This window comes from Vagococcus sp. AM17-17, assembly GCF_003471765.1.
GTDB classification, from domain to species: domain Bacteria; phylum Bacillota; class Bacilli; order Lactobacillales; family Vagococcaceae; genus Vagococcus; species Vagococcus teuberi.
On the sequence record NZ_QRJY01000013.1, the window covers coordinates 18,402 to 34,583 of the forward strand.

A 16,182-nucleotide genomic window follows, 5' to 3' on the forward strand; every position below is an offset into this window, starting at 1 on the left:
ATAGCAAGGAGAGTAGTAAGTGAAAAAAAAGATAGTTATTTTAGTGGGATTATTAGCAGTTTTAGGACTTGTCACGGGGTTTTCAGTAAAGTTAGTTAAAGGTGTCAATGCATCTAAAAAAACAGTAGCAGTAAGCAAATCAAGTGCTGAAAAGACAATTTCAATTAAAACAAACGAACCAAAAGAAACAAGTAACAAAGAAAAGAAAAGCATATTTGATGAGGAACAGGTTGTATCAGACCATATTTATCCTTTGAAAGATTTAGCAACACAACAAGTTAGTGAAGATAAATTGCCGAAAGGGACAGTCGTAAATGTCAAACCAGTTAAAGGTGACGCCGATTGGGTCGAAATAGTAAGTGACCCACCTAAAGGTTTTATTGAAGCAAAATATTTATCGCATCGTAGTGAGTATATTGACAAGCGAGAAAAGAAAAGAGTCAAAAAGTTAAAACCAAAAGCTTTAACCAAACATCTTAACCAAGCCATTGACACTTTTTTAGCTGAAAATGGTGGCGATGTTAGTGTGTATCTTGAAACAGTCAATCATGATTATTCTTATAGTTATGATGGGGATAAAGTTAGACGAACAGCTAGTAGTATTAAGTTACCATTTATTGCCTACTTGATGACGTTAGCTGATGAAGGCAAAGTGGATTTAAATACAAAGTTAACATATACAGCGAATTTTAAAATTGATGGCACTGGGATTATTCAATTTGAACCAATCGGCACACAGTATACGATTAAGCAGTTGGCTGAATTAGTTGTCAGATATAGTGATAACGTGGCTTATTTAATGCTTTTGAATTACATAGGAGAACCAAATTTTGTTCAATTTTTAGCAGAACTAGATCCTCAATCACCAAATAACCGTGTGTTTTCAACGCCACGAATTTTAACTAAAGCCATGGAATATGTGTACGAAGAAAAAGATTCTAACAAAAATATGAAGCTACTTTATGAGTGGATACAAAATAGCACATTTGATGATGGTGTGGATGTTGGTTTACCTGGAGTTGATGTGGCTCATAAAACCGGTTGGATGCCAATGTATACAGTCAGTAATGACATTGCCTTAGTGAAAGATAAAAAACAACCGTACTTTATCACTATCATGACAAGCGGATATGACAGTTCATATAGTGAACAATCTATTTCTGATTTGTCTGCGATAATTGATGATTACATGTTGCAATTAGATTTATCGAAATAATCGTTTTACCTTATCTAGAAGGAATGATTCTTTTAGATAAGGTTTTTTTTATGGTTTTTTACCAAAAATGACTCTTTTTTGACAGTTTTATGTATAATAGCACTAAGGATTGCCAATACTATATTTGTAAGGAGATCATTATGGGAAAAGTTAGAATTAATAACATGCTAGTTTATACTTATAACGGTGTAATGGGAGAAGAAAAAGTACTAGGACAAAAACTAGAATTAGATATAGAGTTGACATTACCGCTAGAAGAAGCAGGTAAAACAGATGATTTACATCAAACTATTAGCTATGCTGATGTGTATACAGATGTCAAAACAGCTTTGGAATCTAAATCATTTGATTTGATAGAAGCCGTTACTTATTATGTGCTAGATATATTAGGTGAAAAATATGGTGATATGCTTGAACATGCATTAGTTAGAACGAGAAAGTATCATGTCCCAATCGCCGGTTTTTTTGATAATGTTGAAATTGAAATGGAAAGAGATTATTAATATGGAAACCTATTTGGCACTTGGAAGTAATATGGGGGATTCACGTCATTATCTAAAACAAGCAGTGGAACAGTTAAATCAACATAGTGAGATTAGAGTTTTAAGTAAGTCAGACATATATGAAACAGATCCGTATGGTGATGTGCCACAGGATGATTATTTAAATGCAGTGATAAAAATTGAGACAACATTGTCTCCACACGAGTTATTAAAAACGGTGAATGACATCGAAGCGAGTTTAGATAGAGAACGATTGGTGAGATGGGGACCAAGAACGATAGATATTGACATTGTGTTAATGGGCGAGTTAGAAATTGATACACCTGATTTAATCATTCCACATAAAGAAATCACGAAACGCTCTTTTGTGTTGATTCCTTTAAAAGATGTTTACACTAAAGAAATGCTTAAAGGAAAATCACTTGATGAATGGATTGAGTTATCAGGAAATGCTGATGAGGTCAGACAGACAAATGAAAGTTGGGATTAGGATGGAACAAGAAAAGCAATTGCAGATTGAAGAAGCAGTAAAGACAATTTTGACAGCGATTGGAGAAGATGTTGATCGCGATGGGTTAAAAGAAACACCAAAACGTGTTGCGAAAATGTATGCAGAGGTGTTTTCTTCTGTTCAAGAAAAAGAATTTACAAACTACAAAGTCTTTCCAAGTTTAAATGAAGACGACATAGTCTTGGTTAAAGATATTGAGTTTTATTCAATGTGTGAGCATCACTTATTGCCATTCTTTGGAAAAGCACACGTTGCCTATATTCCAAGTGATAATAAAGTATTGGGTCTAAGTAAAGTGGCTCGAATGGTTGAATTTTGTGCGAAACGACCAAACGTTCAAGAAGATTTAACGATTCAAATTGCCAACTTAATCAATGAAAAAGTTAAAACAAAAGGCGTTGCCGTATCGATTGAAGCAGAACATATGTGTATGGCAATGCGTGGTGTAAAAGCTCGCGGTAGTGTGACGAAAACATTCCATTATCAAGGTGTTTTTAAAGAAGATAAGGATGTTAAAAACGACTTTTTACGAGCGTTAGACTAGTCATGCAGTTAATTTTAGCTAGTAATAATAAAAATAAAATACGCGAATTACAACTGGCATTTCCAAGTGAAACAATAAAATCTTATACGACATATAGTGAACCAATTGATGTCGTGGAAAATGGTAAAACCTATGTAGAAAATGCGTTGATTAAGGCTAAGGAAATTGCTACTATCATTCAAAAACCTGTCATAGGAGATGATGGGGGATTAGAACTATGTGCTTTTCCTGATAAGTTGGGGATTCATACATCACGTTTTTTTGAAAAGGGATTAACAGACAGGCAAATGAACGAGCAATTATTGAATTTATTAGAACACGAGAGTGACAGACGATTTAAATTGCACGCTAGTTTAGTTTTATATAACCTTGAAGATAAACCAGTCATTGTCGAAAAAGTATTAACAGGACGGGTATCAAAGACCATTTGTGAAGGTGGCGGATATGGGTTTGATTCGATTTTAATTCCAACCGGATACACTCAGACTCTTTCGTTACTCAGCTATAAGAAACGTGATGAACTTAGTCCAAGAAATCAGGCGTTTAATGAATTAATACGGAGGCGTTAACATGTTTAAAGATAAACCAATTATGGGCATATTAAATGTGACACCAGATTCTTTTTCAGATGGTGGTGATTTTAGTGATGTCAATTTAGCCATTACTCATGCTAAAGAGATGATTGCTGATGGCGTGGATATTATTGATATCGGGGGTCAATCAACAAGACCAGGATATGTCGAAATTGCTGCCAATCAAGAGATGACGCGAGTAATACCAGTGATTGAAGCGATACGAGATTTTAATGATATTCCTATTTCAATAGACACTTATTTTCCTGAAGTGGCAAAAGCAGCAATCGAAGCTGGAGCAAATATTGTCAATGATATTAAAGGAATGGATATGGATGGTATGGCAGAAGTGGTGGCATTCTATAATGTGCCAGTCATTATCATGCATTCACGCACTCGCCAAGAAGGGGTATCCATTTTTGATGACTTAGCCCAGTTTTATCAAGAAAAAATTGAACAATGCCAATCGTATAATATTCCAAAAGAAAACATTTGTTTTGATCCAGGGATTGGATTTCATAAATCAATGAAAGATAATGAACTTATTTTATCTTACCCAGAAAAATGTCGTTATGAGGATTATCCTTTACTTTACGGGGTATCCAGAAAACGAACAATCGCTCATTTAATTAATGAAGATAAACCAAAAGAACGAGATTTTGGAACAGTAGCAGCTTCTCTTTTCTCATTGGAAAAAGGAGTGGAGATAGTAAGAGTTCACAACGTAAAAGGAATGAAAGACACGCTAACTGTGTGGAATAAATTAAGCCGATAAAAAAGACGAATCTATTGATAAAATAGGTTCGTCTTTATTCATTTATACTAATATCATAGTAGTGTCTTTTTCATGTTATCTACAAGGTATTGTTGCATGTACTTTGGTGAGATGACTTTGACATGAGAACCTTGTTCTAGTAACCACATTTTGACACCGTATCCGTTGTTTGCAGGGATTTCTATACGATGACTGCCATCTTTATTAATCTGTTTTATAATGGAATTTGGGAAACGATCCAATACATAAACAGGGTCATAATAAAAATCAATAATCAATGTAATCGGCTCACCAAAAAAAGGTAGAGCCGTTTGATTTCTCAAAACACCACCTTGAAAACGATTTGTATAATCAAGCGATTGCCGTTCATTAAGTACTTTAATTTTTTTCATGTTGTTAATTCGAAACTTATTTAATTCATTAAAGTCTGTATCATCTTTGACAGTGTGCTTTGCTGAAATCATAAAAAAGTATAAATCAGAGAAATAAATATCAATAGGTAGCCGTTTAAAAACTTTTGTTTCACCATTTTTTGTATAGGTGAATTCGACCATTTGTTGATTTAGCATGGCTTGAACTAATAGTTTTAAAGAAGGATAGATATCTGTTTTTGGTACACCATCGTAGTAGAAACGCTCATTAGCCAGTAATTTATCCATAATTGATTTGTCATCCACACTTGTAAATAATTTATGATAAATCTTTTCTAAGTCATGTTTGTGGAACCCTCTACTAGCAAATAATATTTTGAAAATCATAAACAACTCATAATCATTCATGTACGACCGTTCTTTAAATTCAGTTAGTTGATAGTAGCCTCTTTTACTTCGATTAATTTTTCCTAATTCTTTAAAGGGTGAAAATTTTGAAATTGGGAGTTTTGAATTTAATTTATGAAGTAACTCATCGATAATGGCTATTTCTCGTTGGATAGTGCTACCGTTTTTTTGAAATTCTTTCATCAAGTCTGCTTTAGATAGAGTGTCCCCTTGAAGCAGTCGAATAAAAATCGTGAGTATTCTTTCTTGACTAGACATAATTATACTTCCTTAGCATTTTAATTTTCTCAGAAATTTTTTAAAAGGAGCTAGATTGGTTAAATAAGCAATAAGAAGACAAGAAATAATTTTATTACCAATCATATCAACAAATGTACTGAAATATACTGAATTCATATAAGTATAGACAGAGTGATTTAATAAAATAAAAACTAAGTCACTTGCCGATTTTTGAATTCCTTTGAATCCACTATAAAGCACAATTCGAACTGGTGCACTAAAAAATGTGCCAATCAGGGCAATTATGATACCTGCCAAAATGGCTTTTTTGTATGAATGCATAAATGATTTAAAAAAATGGGAGACAACGGCAATTGATAGACCGACTAGCATAAAGGGAAGTGCAAGTGGGCCATGAATGACAGATAGTAAAAAGTGTGTCCCAATAGCTGTCAGTAAACCATATTTTAATTTAAAATGTGATGAAATAAAAATTGTACCAATTGAATCTAAAAATAAAAAAGGTACACCAGAGAACGTGTTAATAGAACCTAGTAATATATTTGTTGCAATGGCTGTCGCAAGGTAGGCCATTTTCTTTGAAGATTTTCTTGAATTGATCATGCGTGTATCTACTTTAATAATATCACTATATTATATAACGTTATAATAAACATATAATGAACTAAAATTTATTTACCATATATTTTTAATTAAGTAAACTATAAAACTTATTAAATATTCTTTTATTATACATATTTTATATAAATGATAGATATTTTATATTATTTTCTCAGAATTCGTTCATATTTTTCAGAATTATTTATGAAAATCATTTGACTTAATGCAATAAATAAATTAAGATACAAGTAATATTTAATGAGTTTTTTTGTGAATGTTTCCTTTTTAAAACTAAAAGATTAATTAAAGTCATGTTTTTTTGTTTAAAAAGAAATATAAACGTACGATGAAGAATAAAACTGATTAAATTGTTTGAAAAATAAGAAATGGAGGTATTTGGATGATATCATTTGCAAACGACTACCTTGAAGGTGCTCATGAAAAAGTTTTAAATAGGCTTATCGAAACAAATATGGAGCAGGAATTTGGTTACGGCTCTGATTCCTATTCCAAAGAAGCAATCGAAAAAATAAAAGAATTAATTGAGTGTCCAGATGCTTCCATTCGTTTTTTAGTTGGTGGAACTCAAACAAATCAAGTTGTGATTGATTCTGTTTTAGATAAGTTTGAAGGAGTGCTGGCACCAGAAACTGGACATATCAATGTTCGTGAGGCTGGAGCCATCGAGTATAGTGGTCATAAGGTATTAACCTTACCATCTGAAAGCGGAAAAATTTCAGTTCAATCAGTTAAAGATTATTTGGATTTATTTAACCAAGATGAAACCAAAGAACACATGGTGACGCCTGGTATGGTTTATATTTCATTTCCGACTGAGTACGGGACACTTTATTCATATGATGAGTTAGAAGAATTATCGAGAGTTTGTCATGAAAATAATTTGCCATTATTTATTGATGGCGCTAGACTTGGTTATGGCTTGGTTAGTGATGAGGCAGATGTGACAATTAAAGATATTGCACATTTTTCTGATGTGTTTTATATTGGCGGAACAAAAATTGGTGCTCTATGTGGGGAAGCTGTTGTATTTACTAAAAACAATGAGCCTAGACAATTTGTTTCAATCGTCAAACAACATGGCGCTTTACTCGCTAAAGGAAGGTTACTAGGGGTTCAGTTTTTAACGTTATTTACAGATAACCTTTATTTTGACATTAGTAAGCATGCAGTCGACATGTCACAAAAAATTAAACGAGCTTTCTTAGATAAAGGCTATGAGTTATACTTTGATTCACCAACGAATCAACAATTTGTCATTATGACAAACGAACAAGTTAAAGAGTTAAAAGAGAATATTTCGTTTGCAACATGGGAAAAATATGATGACCTCCATATGGTTATAAGATTTGTTACAAGTTGGGGGACGTCAGAAGAAAATGTTGAAAAATTAATTTCATATATTTAAAGACCCAAGAGGTGAGCTAAGCATCACCTCTTTTTTATTTCAATAAAAACTCTATATAGTCTTTGTAAAAATGACTTATTCTTCTATAAAATGTACTATATTAATAGCAACGAATCAAAAGTGGAGGATCTGATACAAGAATCTGTTGAAAAAATAAATTTAGTGATAAATGAAGTAAAAAAGTTGTTTTAGAAAAAGATGATGTTGTTAAACTAATAGGAATTTGTTTATTATCAGATTGTCATGTCTTATTTGAAGAGGTACCAGGTACTGGTAAAACAATGTTAGTTAAAACACTAAGCTCAGTTAGACCGATTTATGATTAAATTACAGATAGGGTATCCAAGTGTTAATGATGAACTATCACTTATTATGGGGTCAGGTAGGTCGCTAATTGACGTAGAATATGTGATTGATTTGAATGACATTGCCATTTTAAAAGAAATGGCTTCTAATGTTGTCATTACTGATTCCATTGCATCATATGTGTTGGGATTAGTTGAAGCAACGAGACAATATCCAGCTATAGAGTTAGGTGTTAGTTCAAGATTTCATCAAAAGTGTGAAAGCTTTTACCTTAATCAATGGGCAAAATTTTGTATTATCAGATGATTTGCAGTATCTCTTTCTATATATTGTCTCACACAGGCTCACGTTGAAACAATCAGTGTTAAGCTTGATAATTATTGGTGAACGAGCAAGAAGGAAACTGTCAAAACAGACGTGATGCTTGCTACCAAAACAGATAGAAGGAACATTACCACGTGAAAATAGCGAAACCCTGAATTCTTTTGCTGAGAAAGTTTCTGGAGAGATGCCTAAAATTAGTGTGACATTTAGTGAGTTAACTCGTGAGTATGAAGCAGTAACTTACGGTATTAGAAAAGATGTGACAATATCAAAAAATCAAAAAAATAACATACTCGATTTATCAAAATATCTGATAAAAACAAAGAAGAACACTTAGGAAAAATCTAAGTGTTCTGGTGTATCTGGAACAAAGTGACTAGGAGAAAGCTCTGTCACTTTTTCTGTATTTGGTACTTCTTGAAATTGACATGAATTGATCCATACGGTTCCTTGACCAAGTAATAGAATACCGATGTTGATCACATCTGCTTGTAATGGAACGTCTAAAATACATGAATAAAAATTCCAATCTGTACTTTCAGTAATTAATCTATCTTTCATATTATCAAATGCAAGCATGTCATAATATTTTGAATCAATCCGAACCCATAAACCACTGGACCCATTGGATAATTCGGTTTTTAAAAAAGCTGAGAATTTCACACGTTTTCCTTTAAACTTTTCCGCTTTGAATTGTTGCATGATTGTCCCAAATTCTTCGTCATTAAAGTCATCACAAATGGAAAATAGTTTTGCTGATTGGTTAGATATATGTGTAATATTAGTATCAATAGCCATACCGTATTTATTACTTGCCGATCCTGATTTAAACCATCCGGGAATAGTAGATTTTTGATTAGTCATTAGGTGGTCTCCTTTATTCATGATATTTTTATGTAACATTCGGAACTTTTTCGGTGGTATTTGAAATTTATTTTTAAATGCTCGAGTGAAAGCTTCTTGAGAGTTAAAAAAGGAAAGAGTAGAAATATCTAATATACTTAGTTCAGAGTGCTTTAAGAGAAGAGAGGCTTTTATTAATCTTTGTTGTTTAATATAGTCGTAAAGTGAATAGCCAGTTTCTTTCTTAAATAATCTATGAAAATGATAGTTTGAATAACCAACGTACTCTGATATTTTATCTAGACTTATTTCTTCGTCAATATGTTGTTGTATATAAGTAATTGCTTTAGAAACATAGTTAGAATAATTCATTTAACAGACCTCCTTTGACACATAAAGTGTATCATAGGCGAAACTAAATTTTTTGACTAATCTTGCTAAAAAATAAATGAGGTGATACAAATGGAAATATCACAAGAGATGGTATTAAAAGAACATAGTGTGATGGAAACGTCACGTTGCTTATTACGAAAGATTACGTTAGATGATGTCGATGATATGTATGACTATTGTTCGATGAAAGAAGTAAGTCGTTATACAAAATTCATCGCACATCAGTCAAAAGAAGAAACATACACTGTTATTGAGCAAATTTTTATACCAGAACAACTTACCAAGTGGGGTATTGAATTAAAAGAGACAAACAAACTAATCGGTACGATTGATTTTATGTCCATTGATAAAGACTGTGCAACGATTGGTTATGCACTGTCTAAGAAATACTGGGGTCAAGGAATTGTACCAGAAGTAGCTGAGAGATTACTTCAACTATCTTTTGAAGAACTCGATTTAAAAGTAGTTTATGCGACTCATCTTAAAGATAATCTCAATTCAGGTAAAGTGATGCAAAAAATTGGAATGAAGAAAATAGGTACAGATTATTATTTCAATTTTAAAGATAAACCACTTGTTGAAACAATGAAGTATGCCATTACATTTGAAGATTATTTTAAAAGATAGTGTCACTTATGCTATTATGAGATATGTAAAATAAAAAAGCGTTATCACATGATTGATAAACGCTTATGACTTGTCCTTGGTTTGACAGCTTTTTTGTCTATTAAAAAATAAATAGTAAGAAACCAAACGATGCCAACAACTTGTATAGCACCACCGATTTTAAACGCAATCGAACTATAAGATGTATCGTTAAAAAGTGTCATGATGATTAAAGACAGGCCAATAAGAATTTTAGATGGTAAACTCTTTTTACATTGGCATCCCATAAATAGTCTCCTTAAGTCTTAATACTATACAGGGTATCATGTAAGAGGTTATAAAAGCAATAGAATTGTTTTACTATGAAGAACGAAGGAAGAATGATATGACAAATAAAAAAGTAACGATTAAAGATGTTGCGAAACATTCGGGGGTATCTATCACCACTGTTTCCCAGATTTTAAATGGTAAAAAACATCAATTTCATCCAGATACGGTAAAAAAAGTATTGCAAGCACAAGAAGAATTAGGCTATGCACCTGATTATTTTGCTCGTCGAATGGTCATGAAAAAAAGTTTGACGATAGGGATTATTGTTCCAGATATTACTAATCCTTTTTTTGCGACCCTTGTTAAGGGGATTGAAGACGTGCTTTTTAGTTCTGGATTTATGACAATTTTGTGTAATGTTGACATGAATCTTACTAAAGGAAAAAAAGCAATTGAAGCACTTAACCACCGAGGGGTTGACGGGGTGATTTTGGCTAGTTCTGGTATTTCAATTACAGAAGTACTCAATCAAGAGCTGTTTCAAAAAATTCCTATCATAGAACTAGATCAACAAGTTACAACTCAGACATTTGATTCTGTTAGAACAGATGATTATCGTGGCGGCGAACTTGTTGCAACTTTATTGAATGATACAAAACATAAACAAGCTGTTGCATTATTTCCGAGAGATATGAGTCCTAATATATTAAAACGATTGATTGGTTTTACGGAAAATTTTAATGGACAAGTTGAAGTATTGCCGACTGAATTATCGAAACAAAGTGGGAAAGAGATGGTCAGAACTATTTTAAATACAAACGCGACGGCTATTTTTGCAGCAAATGATGAAATAGCGTTTGGCGTGTATGCTGGTCTTAGTGAAGTTGGAAAAAAAGTTCCAGATGATTACAGTGTAGTAGGGTACGATAATATAGAGATGAGTGAATATGTGTATCCACCACTGACAACTGTATCACAGCCAATTTTTGAATTAGGACAAAAAACAGCCGATTTATTAATTGATCGTATCAAACATCCGGATAAAGACGAAACAGAATTAATTTTGCCAGTCACATTAATTGAACGATTATCTGTAGCACGCCCTTGAAAACTATTTCAAAGTGTGCTATATTTTTTTCGAAAGGTAAATTAAAACGTTTTACTAAAACGTTTTAATTAAAAATGAATTGGAGGAACGTGTGATGAATCATGTAACGATTATTGGAAGTATTAATCTAGATACGACATTACGAGTTAAAGAAATGGCTAAACCGGGAGAAACGATTCATGCAATAGAACATTTTACTGCAGGTGGTGGTAAAGGTGCAAATCAAGGTGTAGCAAGCAAACGATCTGGAGCAAAAACGTCATTCATTGGAGCAATAGGACATGATACAGCTGGAAACGTCATGTTAGAGTTATTAGAAGGAGAAAAAATTGATGTAACACATGTCAAAACGATTGATAATGAGTCAACAGGGCAAGCATTTATTACGGTTGATGAGTCTGGTGAAAATAGCATTATGATTTATGCTGGAGCTAATAATCACGTTACAAATGAATTAGCAAGCAGTTGTCAATCTGTGATTGAATCAAGTGATTTTTTAATTGCACAGTTTGAAAGTGCTATCACAGGAACAATCGAAGCATTTAAATTAGCAAAAAATTCAAACGTTAAAACAATTTTAAATCCAGCACCAGCTGTGAAAAATATTTCGAGTGAGTTACTAGCTTTAACAGATGTTATTATTCCAAATGAAACAGAAACAAAATTAATTACAGGTATTGAGTTGACTGATGATGAGTCGATAAAAAAAGCAGCAGAAGCCCTACATGATTTAGGTATCGAGATTGTAATTATCACACTTGGTAGTCGTGGTGCTTATTATGACTACAAAGAACAATCAGGTTTTGTTTCAGCTTATAAAGTGAAAGCGGTCGACACAACTGCCGCAGGAGATACATTTATTGGAGCACTGGCAAGCAAACTAAAACAAGATTTTTCTAATATTGAAGAAGCAATTGATTATGGTAATAAAGCATCATCACTAACAGTTCAACGATACGGAGCTCAACCAAGTATTCCGTTTGAACATGAAATAAAGGAGACATATTAATGAAAAAATCAGCGGTTATAAACAGTGATATCTCAAGAGTTATCTCAAAAATGGGTCATTTTGATTTATTAAGTATTGGGGACGCGGGGATGCCAGTTCCGTTTGAAACAGAAAAAATTGATTTGGCTGTGACAAATGGCGTGCCAAGTTTTTTAGATGTGCTAGATAACGTTTTGGAAGAATTAGAAGTACAAAAGATTTATATAGCTGAAGAAATAAAAGAAGCGAATCCTACTATTTTGGCGAGTATTGAAGAACGTTTTGCCAACACGCCAATAGAGTTTATTCCACATAGTGACATGAAACAAAAATTAAATGATACACATGCATTTATCCGTACAGGTGAAATGACACCGTATGCGAATATTTTATTGGAAAGTGGCGTAACGTTTTAGTTAGAAAATTTACCAGGGGGATTTTATAAAAATGACAGCTTTATTAATAGGGTTAGGACCATTACTAGGTTGGGGCTTATACCCAACAATTGCATCAAAAATTGGTGGCAAACCAGTTAATCAAATCGTTGGATCAACAATTGGAACATTGATTTTTGCGATTATTTTATTTTTTACTAATGGACTTACGTTTCCAAGTGGGATGGATTTAACGTTAAGTATTTTATCGGGAATTGGTTGGGCGAGCGCTCAAATTTTGACGTTTAAATCATTTGAATTAGTAGGTTCTTCAAGAGCTATGCCAATTACGACAGCATTTCAATTAATTGTTGCGTCATTATGGGGTGTAGCACATCTTGGAAATTGGCCAACTATGACAGATAAATTAATTGGTGCTCTAGCACTTGTGTTGATTATACTTGGTGCAAGAATGACAGTTTGGTCTGAGAAAAAAGATAGTGCAGATGCAAGTAACATCAAAAAAGCTGTCATCATTTTAGCGATTGGTGAAATAGGGTATTGGTTGTATTCAGCAGCACCGCAAGAAACAAGCATTACAGGAATGAATGCTTTCCTACCACAAGCAATTGGAATGGTGATTGTGGCGGTTGTTTATAGTTTGGTTATCGCTGTGAAAGAAAAAGAAAATGCATTGACTCAAATGGTATCATACAAACAAATTATTTCAGGATTTTTCTTTGCCTTTGCAGCGCTAACTTATTTAATTTCAGCTCAACCTAATATGAATGGATTAGCAACAGGATTTATTTTATCTCAAACATCAGTTGTGCTTGCAACATTGACAGGTATTTGGGTTTTAGGCCAAAAGAAAACATCAAAAGAGATGAAAATTACGATTATTGGTTTAGTGTTGATATTATTAGCAGCAACATTAACAGTTATAGTCTAAATAAGAGAAAGACCTTCAATTTGGAGGTCTTTTTTGTTTGAGCTAATCATAGAGAATGCTTATAGAAAAGCATGTTTTAATTAGGAGGTTTAGAAATAAAAAAGTTATGACAATTTATAGACCATGTATGTTCTCTTACAATTACTAATTCATGTACCATCCCATTATCAGAAATTAAACATTCACCTACTATGATATCTTTAAAAACATATCTAAATTGTATGATACTGCTTAATGAAAAATTTTCGATTCGTCTGTAATTAATTTAGTAAAGATCATCATCAATATCGATAAGTAGGATAAGAATTACAAACACATCATTACTTTAATCTGTTGTATCATAGCCATCTATTATAACTTGTGTAATTTTAGCATCATACAACTCCCCAGAACTTAATATATTGAGTGTTTCTTCATAATATAATATCATGAACCAGTTACTTATGGATATTATTTGATGGAATCGTATGAGGTTTTGTTTTAATTAATCTAGGTAAAATATTGTGGTTATAAAAAGAGGAATGACGCTGATAAAAATGAACTGGATGTTTGTTGTAATGACGATTGTTAGTTATTTGGTAGCTTATTTAGATTTACTCCTTCCTAATTTACCATGGGCAGATTTTTTTTTATTTTTTTAGAAAAGATAAAAAAGACTATTTAAAATTTAGTAGTTTTTTCAAAAGTAACTACATTATCAATATCAGGTCTAGTTTGTTCAGTTTTTTTATTTATGTTATTACCGCTGAATTCATTTTACAGAAGAAGTGTAGTAATCACTTAAAATGTGACAAAGTTCATTCAATTTAAAGATGTTATTAAAATACTATGCAAACAAGGGTATCAGGCTGAATTATGATAACCTTGTTTTTCCAGCTGAAAAAATCAAAAAATATATGCAGTTTTAAAAACTGGTGCAAAAGACTTGATTAGACTAACTGTAGAGAATGTTTTCATCGAGTATATAGAAAGTTCGATATTGAATAAATTATTTGAGAAACAGGACGTCTAATATTACGCTAATAGTGGAGAATACTTTGTTAATCAAAATAGAAAGTAGATAAAAAGGGTTATGGATTAGTATGACAGATTTGGGAAAAGTCAACAAATAATTGCCAATATGAATTAGTTATGCTTTTTCTTGATCCAGATTTTATCGGTAAACGATACGTTAATCGAATATTATCCGAATTAATTGAAACAGAAAATGAACTAGATAGTTTTGGTAATAAATGAGTCACTATGTAGTTAAGTACAATTGTATAACAATAAAAAAATAAGGTATTAAATCAGCTTATTTACAACTAAAACAACAATATCCTAATGTATTGTTTACAAAGAGCTATAGATTTAAAAGAATATAACAATCTTTCTGTAGAAGTAAAAGTAGAGTTGAAAGTATTTTCTGATTCTTTGAAATAATTTTATAAAGTAAGGAGATTAAAAGTATGAAAGGTATAAGACTTGAAGGTTGTACAGATGTTCAAATGAGTAGAAATACTTTTAATGGATTAGAATCCGATATTGAGATTATAGATTCTACAGATGTAAGAATGGATAGCAATAAACATATAAATTCAAAGAACCCTGTAACAGCTATAAATTCAGATAAATTAATAATAAATAATATACGAATGGAAGCAGATTTAGGGGAAAATAAACTTACTCTAGAAGAAATAAATAAAGTTAACCAAATATTATCTAATAATGAAAACCAAAAATTATCAAAGATCAAATCAGTTATTCATGATAGCTTTACAGATATAACTGCTAAAATTATTGTAGAAATAATAACTAAAAATATTCAATAAATATTATAGATTCATCAGGTATATATAATCAACTCGTGTATAAAAAGGTCTTGGGTAAATTATTCTTATGTATGAAGAATAATGAAGAGTTAGTTACCAAATATCTAATAATGAGTTCTTTCTTGTAAAAAGCATTGATATGACCTTAAAAACATCACTAATCTAGCAACAGCACGTGTCCTTTTGTTATAATAAAATAAAATAGATGCAAATAAAGGAGTATTAACAATGGATTCATTGAATATTATCAACAAATTAAAAAACCAAACGATTAATTATGATAGTGTGTTACTTAAACTAATAAAAAAATGGAAAGATGAATCGTTTCGACCAAAGATTTTACTTCATAGTTGTTGTGCACCTTGTAGTACCTATACATTAGAATTTTTAACAGATTATGCTGATGTCACTATTTATTTTGCTAATTCAAATATATATCCTAAAAGTGAGTATGAGAGACGAGCCATTGTTCAAAAAGAATTCGTTGAGCAATTCAATAGAAAGAACGATAAACATGTTGAGTTTATTGAAGCTAAGTATGAACCAAATGTTTTTATTCAGACGATGACTAAAAAAGGATTAGCCAATGAACCTGAAGGTGGCGCACGTTGTGAAAGTTGTTTTCAAATGAGATTAGACTTAGTGGCCGAAGAGGCACATAATAGAGGTTTTGATTATTTTGGGAGTGCCTTGACGATTTCACCTAAAAAAGATGCTCAGTTGATTAATTCTATTGGACTCGATATACAAAAAATATATGATGTATCTTATCTGCCGAGTGATTTCAAAAAAAGAGGTGGGTACCAACGTTCAATAACCATGTGTAAAGATTACGACATTTATCGCCAATGCTATTGTGGGTGTGTGTTTGCCGCTACGAAACAAGGTATTGATTTAAAAGCAATTAATAAAGAAGCAAAAGACTATATTAATAACAAAACGCCACTCTCCTAAAAGCGAGAATGGCGTTTTATTGCTTAAAAAATCAGGCTCTATAATTTCTACTGTTGGTAACGAAAGTTACCAGCAGTTTTTAGTACA

General features: G+C 32.1%; 21 protein-coding genes and 1 pseudogene. 18 read left to right on the forward strand and 4 right to left on the reverse strand.

The genetic code is table 11. The features are described 5' to 3' along the window. Positions 1-19: 19 nt before the first annotated feature. From DW196_RS09710 to folP, 6 genes are all read left to right on the forward strand, one after another. A complete protein-coding gene (locus DW196_RS09710; RefSeq protein ID WP_118251126.1) occupies positions 20-1,216 on the forward strand; it encodes a serine hydrolase in 1,197 nt (398 codons plus the stop codon). Positions 1,217-1,356: 140 nt separating this feature from the next. Further along, positions 1,357-1,719 carry a dihydroneopterin aldolase gene (folB, locus tag DW196_RS09715; RefSeq protein ID WP_118251127.1) on the forward strand — a complete coding sequence of 121 codons (363 nt, stop codon included), beginning with the start codon at positions 1,357-1,359 and terminating at the stop codon, positions 1,717-1,719. A gap of 1 nt (position 1,720) precedes the next feature. Continuing rightward, complete coding sequence (folK, locus tag DW196_RS09720) at positions 1,721-2,209, forward strand: 2-amino-4-hydroxy-6-hydroxymethyldihydropteridine diphosphokinase (RefSeq protein ID WP_118251128.1); 489 nt, start codon at positions 1,721-1,723, stop codon at positions 2,207-2,209. A gap of 1 nt (position 2,210) precedes the next feature. Then, positions 2,211-2,774 (forward strand): GTP cyclohydrolase I FolE, encoded by a 564-nt coding sequence (gene folE / locus DW196_RS09725; protein ID WP_222847429.1) that lies wholly within the window; start codon positions 2,211-2,213, stop codon positions 2,772-2,774. Between the two features lie 2 nt (positions 2,775-2,776). Next, positions 2,777-3,343, forward strand: a complete 567-nt coding sequence (locus DW196_RS09730; protein ID WP_118251130.1) for a non-canonical purine NTP pyrophosphatase — start codon at positions 2,777-2,779, stop codon at positions 3,341-3,343. Position 3,344: 1 nt separating this feature from the next. Further along, positions 3,345-4,121, forward strand: a complete 777-nt coding sequence (gene folP / locus DW196_RS09735; protein WP_233541951.1) for a dihydropteroate synthase — start codon at positions 3,345-3,347, stop codon at positions 4,119-4,121. 53 nt (positions 4,122-4,174) lie between these two features. Here folP and DW196_RS09740 read toward each other — a convergent pair whose 3' ends face one another. Together DW196_RS09740 and DW196_RS09745 are read right to left on the reverse strand one after the other, a co-directional pair. Beyond that, on the reverse strand, positions 4,175-5,158 hold the full coding sequence (locus tag DW196_RS09740) for a YafY family protein (RefSeq protein WP_118251131.1): 984 nt from the start codon (positions 5,156-5,158) through the stop codon (positions 4,175-4,177). Between the two features lie 12 nt (positions 5,159-5,170). Further along, positions 5,171-5,743 carry a hypothetical protein gene (locus DW196_RS09745; protein WP_118251132.1) on the reverse strand — a complete coding sequence of 191 codons (573 nt, stop codon included), beginning with the start codon at positions 5,741-5,743 and terminating at the stop codon, positions 5,171-5,173. 397 nt (positions 5,744-6,140) lie between these two features. Between DW196_RS09745 and DW196_RS09750 the strand changes: the two genes are divergently transcribed. The 5 genes and pseudogenes from DW196_RS09750 (at position 6,141) to DW196_RS09760 (ending at position 8,133) form a co-directional block, all read left to right on the forward strand. Continuing rightward, entirely contained in the window at positions 6,141-7,166 is a 1,026-nt protein-coding gene (locus tag DW196_RS09750) for a low specificity L-threonine aldolase (protein ID WP_118251133.1), read from the forward strand. 188 nt (positions 7,167-7,354) lie between these two features. Beyond that, a pseudogene (locus DW196_RS11785) lies at positions 7,355-7,492 on the forward strand (hypothetical protein); the annotation flags it as partial. Further along, positions 7,485-7,778, forward strand: coding sequence for a hypothetical protein (locus DW196_RS09755; protein WP_071456666.1), 294 nt, complete (start codon positions 7,485-7,487; stop codon positions 7,776-7,778). The pseudogene DW196_RS11785 and the gene DW196_RS09755, both read left to right, overlap by 8 nt. Continuing rightward, positions 7,729-7,893: a hypothetical protein gene (locus DW196_RS11790; protein WP_158563568.1), complete on the forward strand. Its 165-nt coding sequence runs from the start codon at positions 7,729-7,731 to the stop codon at positions 7,891-7,893. The genes DW196_RS09755 and DW196_RS11790 overlap by 50 nt, the downstream gene beginning before the upstream one ends. A gap of 3 nt (positions 7,894-7,896) precedes the next feature. After that, positions 7,897-8,133 carry a DUF4129 domain-containing protein gene (locus tag DW196_RS09760; protein WP_118251134.1) on the forward strand — a complete coding sequence of 79 codons (237 nt, stop codon included), beginning with the start codon at positions 7,897-7,899 and terminating at the stop codon, positions 8,131-8,133. Here the strand turns inward: DW196_RS09760 and DW196_RS09765 are convergent. After that, a complete protein-coding gene (locus tag DW196_RS09765) occupies positions 8,130-9,011 on the reverse strand; it encodes a helix-turn-helix transcriptional regulator (protein WP_118251135.1) in 882 nt (293 codons plus the stop codon). The two genes, DW196_RS09760 and DW196_RS09765, sit on opposite strands and share 4 nt — an antisense overlap. Positions 9,012-9,101: 90 nt before the next feature. Here DW196_RS09765 and DW196_RS09770 point away from each other — a divergent pair, with 90 nt between their 5' ends. Next, positions 9,102-9,659: a GNAT family N-acetyltransferase gene (locus DW196_RS09770; RefSeq protein ID WP_118251136.1), complete on the forward strand. Its 558-nt coding sequence runs from the start codon at positions 9,102-9,104 to the stop codon at positions 9,657-9,659. A gap of 44 nt (positions 9,660-9,703) precedes the next feature. On the opposite strand, the gene DW196_RS09775 is transcribed toward DW196_RS09770, so the two are convergent. Continuing rightward, on the reverse strand, positions 9,704-9,925 hold the full coding sequence (locus tag DW196_RS09775) for a hypothetical protein (protein WP_118251137.1): 222 nt from the start codon (positions 9,923-9,925) through the stop codon (positions 9,704-9,706). Between the two features lie 98 nt (positions 9,926-10,023). Here DW196_RS09775 and rbsR point away from each other — a divergent pair, with 98 nt between their 5' ends. The 6 genes from rbsR to DW196_RS09810 all read left to right on the forward strand — a co-directional run bounded on the left by rbsR (position 10,024) and on the right by DW196_RS09810 (position 16,095). Continuing rightward, entirely contained in the window at positions 10,024-11,016 is a 993-nt protein-coding gene (rbsR, locus tag DW196_RS09780) for a ribose utilization transcriptional repressor RbsR (RefSeq protein ID WP_118251138.1), read from the forward strand. Positions 11,017-11,110: 94 nt separating this feature from the next. Next, positions 11,111-12,025, forward strand: coding sequence for a ribokinase (gene rbsK / locus DW196_RS09785; protein ID WP_118251139.1), 915 nt, complete (start codon positions 11,111-11,113; stop codon positions 12,023-12,025). Further along, entirely contained in the window at positions 12,025-12,420 is a 396-nt protein-coding gene (gene rbsD, locus DW196_RS09790) for a D-ribose pyranase (protein ID WP_118251140.1), read from the forward strand. The genes rbsK and rbsD overlap by 1 nt, the downstream gene beginning before the upstream one ends. 25 nt (positions 12,421-12,445) lie before the next feature. Further along, positions 12,446-13,330 (forward strand): ribose/proton symporter RbsU, encoded by an 885-nt coding sequence (rbsU, locus tag DW196_RS09795; protein WP_118251141.1) that lies wholly within the window; start codon positions 12,446-12,448, stop codon positions 13,328-13,330. Between the two features lie 1,448 nt (positions 13,331-14,778). After that, positions 14,779-15,141 (forward strand): hypothetical protein, encoded by a 363-nt coding sequence (locus DW196_RS09805; protein ID WP_118251142.1) that lies wholly within the window; start codon positions 14,779-14,781, stop codon positions 15,139-15,141. 228 nt (positions 15,142-15,369) lie between these two features. Next, entirely contained in the window at positions 15,370-16,095 is a 726-nt protein-coding gene (locus DW196_RS09810; protein ID WP_118251143.1) for an epoxyqueuosine reductase QueH, read from the forward strand. Positions 16,096-16,182: the final 87 nt, after the last annotated feature.

Bases quoted from the DNA above. Each gene is read 5' to 3' on its own strand.
- rbsK (WP_118251139.1), top strand. From the start codon at position 11,111: ATGAATCATGTAACGATTATTGGAAGTATTAATCTAGATACGACATTA.
- DW196_RS09775 (WP_118251137.1), bottom strand. From the start codon at position 9,925: ATGGGATGCCAATGTAAAAAGAGTTTACCATCTAAAATTCTTATTGGC.
- DW196_RS09770 (WP_118251136.1), top strand. From the start codon at position 9,102: ATGGAAATATCACAAGAGATGGTATTAAAAGAACATAGTGTGATGGAA.
- folK (WP_118251128.1), top strand. From the start codon at position 1,721: ATGGAAACCTATTTGGCACTTGGAAGTAATATGGGGGATTCACGTCAT.
- DW196_RS09765 (WP_118251135.1), bottom strand. From the start codon at position 9,011: ATGAATTATTCTAACTATGTTTCTAAAGCAATTACTTATATACAACAA.
- rbsR (WP_118251138.1), top strand. From the start codon at position 10,024: ATGACAAATAAAAAAGTAACGATTAAAGATGTTGCGAAACATTCGGGG.
- DW196_RS09755 (WP_071456666.1), top strand. From the start codon at position 7,485: ATGATTAAATTACAGATAGGGTATCCAAGTGTTAATGATGAACTATCA.
- DW196_RS09740 (WP_118251131.1), bottom strand. From the start codon at position 5,158: ATGTCTAGTCAAGAAAGAATACTCACGATTTTTATTCGACTGCTTCAA.
- folB (WP_118251127.1), top strand. From the start codon at position 1,357: ATGGGAAAAGTTAGAATTAATAACATGCTAGTTTATACTTATAACGGT.
- DW196_RS09750 (WP_118251133.1), top strand. From the start codon at position 6,141: ATGATATCATTTGCAAACGACTACCTTGAAGGTGCTCATGAAAAAGTT.
- DW196_RS09745 (WP_118251132.1), bottom strand. From the start codon at position 5,743: ATGATCAATTCAAGAAAATCTTCAAAGAAAATGGCCTACCTTGCGACA.
- folP (WP_233541951.1), top strand. From the start codon at position 3,345: ATGTTTAAAGATAAACCAATTATGGGCATATTAAATGTGACACCAGAT.
- DW196_RS09810 (WP_118251143.1), top strand. From the start codon at position 15,370: ATGGATTCATTGAATATTATCAACAAATTAAAAAACCAAACGATTAAT.
- rbsD (WP_118251140.1), top strand. From the start codon at position 12,025: ATGAAAAAATCAGCGGTTATAAACAGTGATATCTCAAGAGTTATCTCA.
- DW196_RS09730 (WP_118251130.1), top strand. From the start codon at position 2,777: ATGCAGTTAATTTTAGCTAGTAATAATAAAAATAAAATACGCGAATTA.
- folE (WP_222847429.1), top strand. From the start codon at position 2,211: ATGGAACAAGAAAAGCAATTGCAGATTGAAGAAGCAGTAAAGACAATT.
- DW196_RS09805 (WP_118251142.1), top strand. From the start codon at position 14,779: ATGAAAGGTATAAGACTTGAAGGTTGTACAGATGTTCAAATGAGTAGA.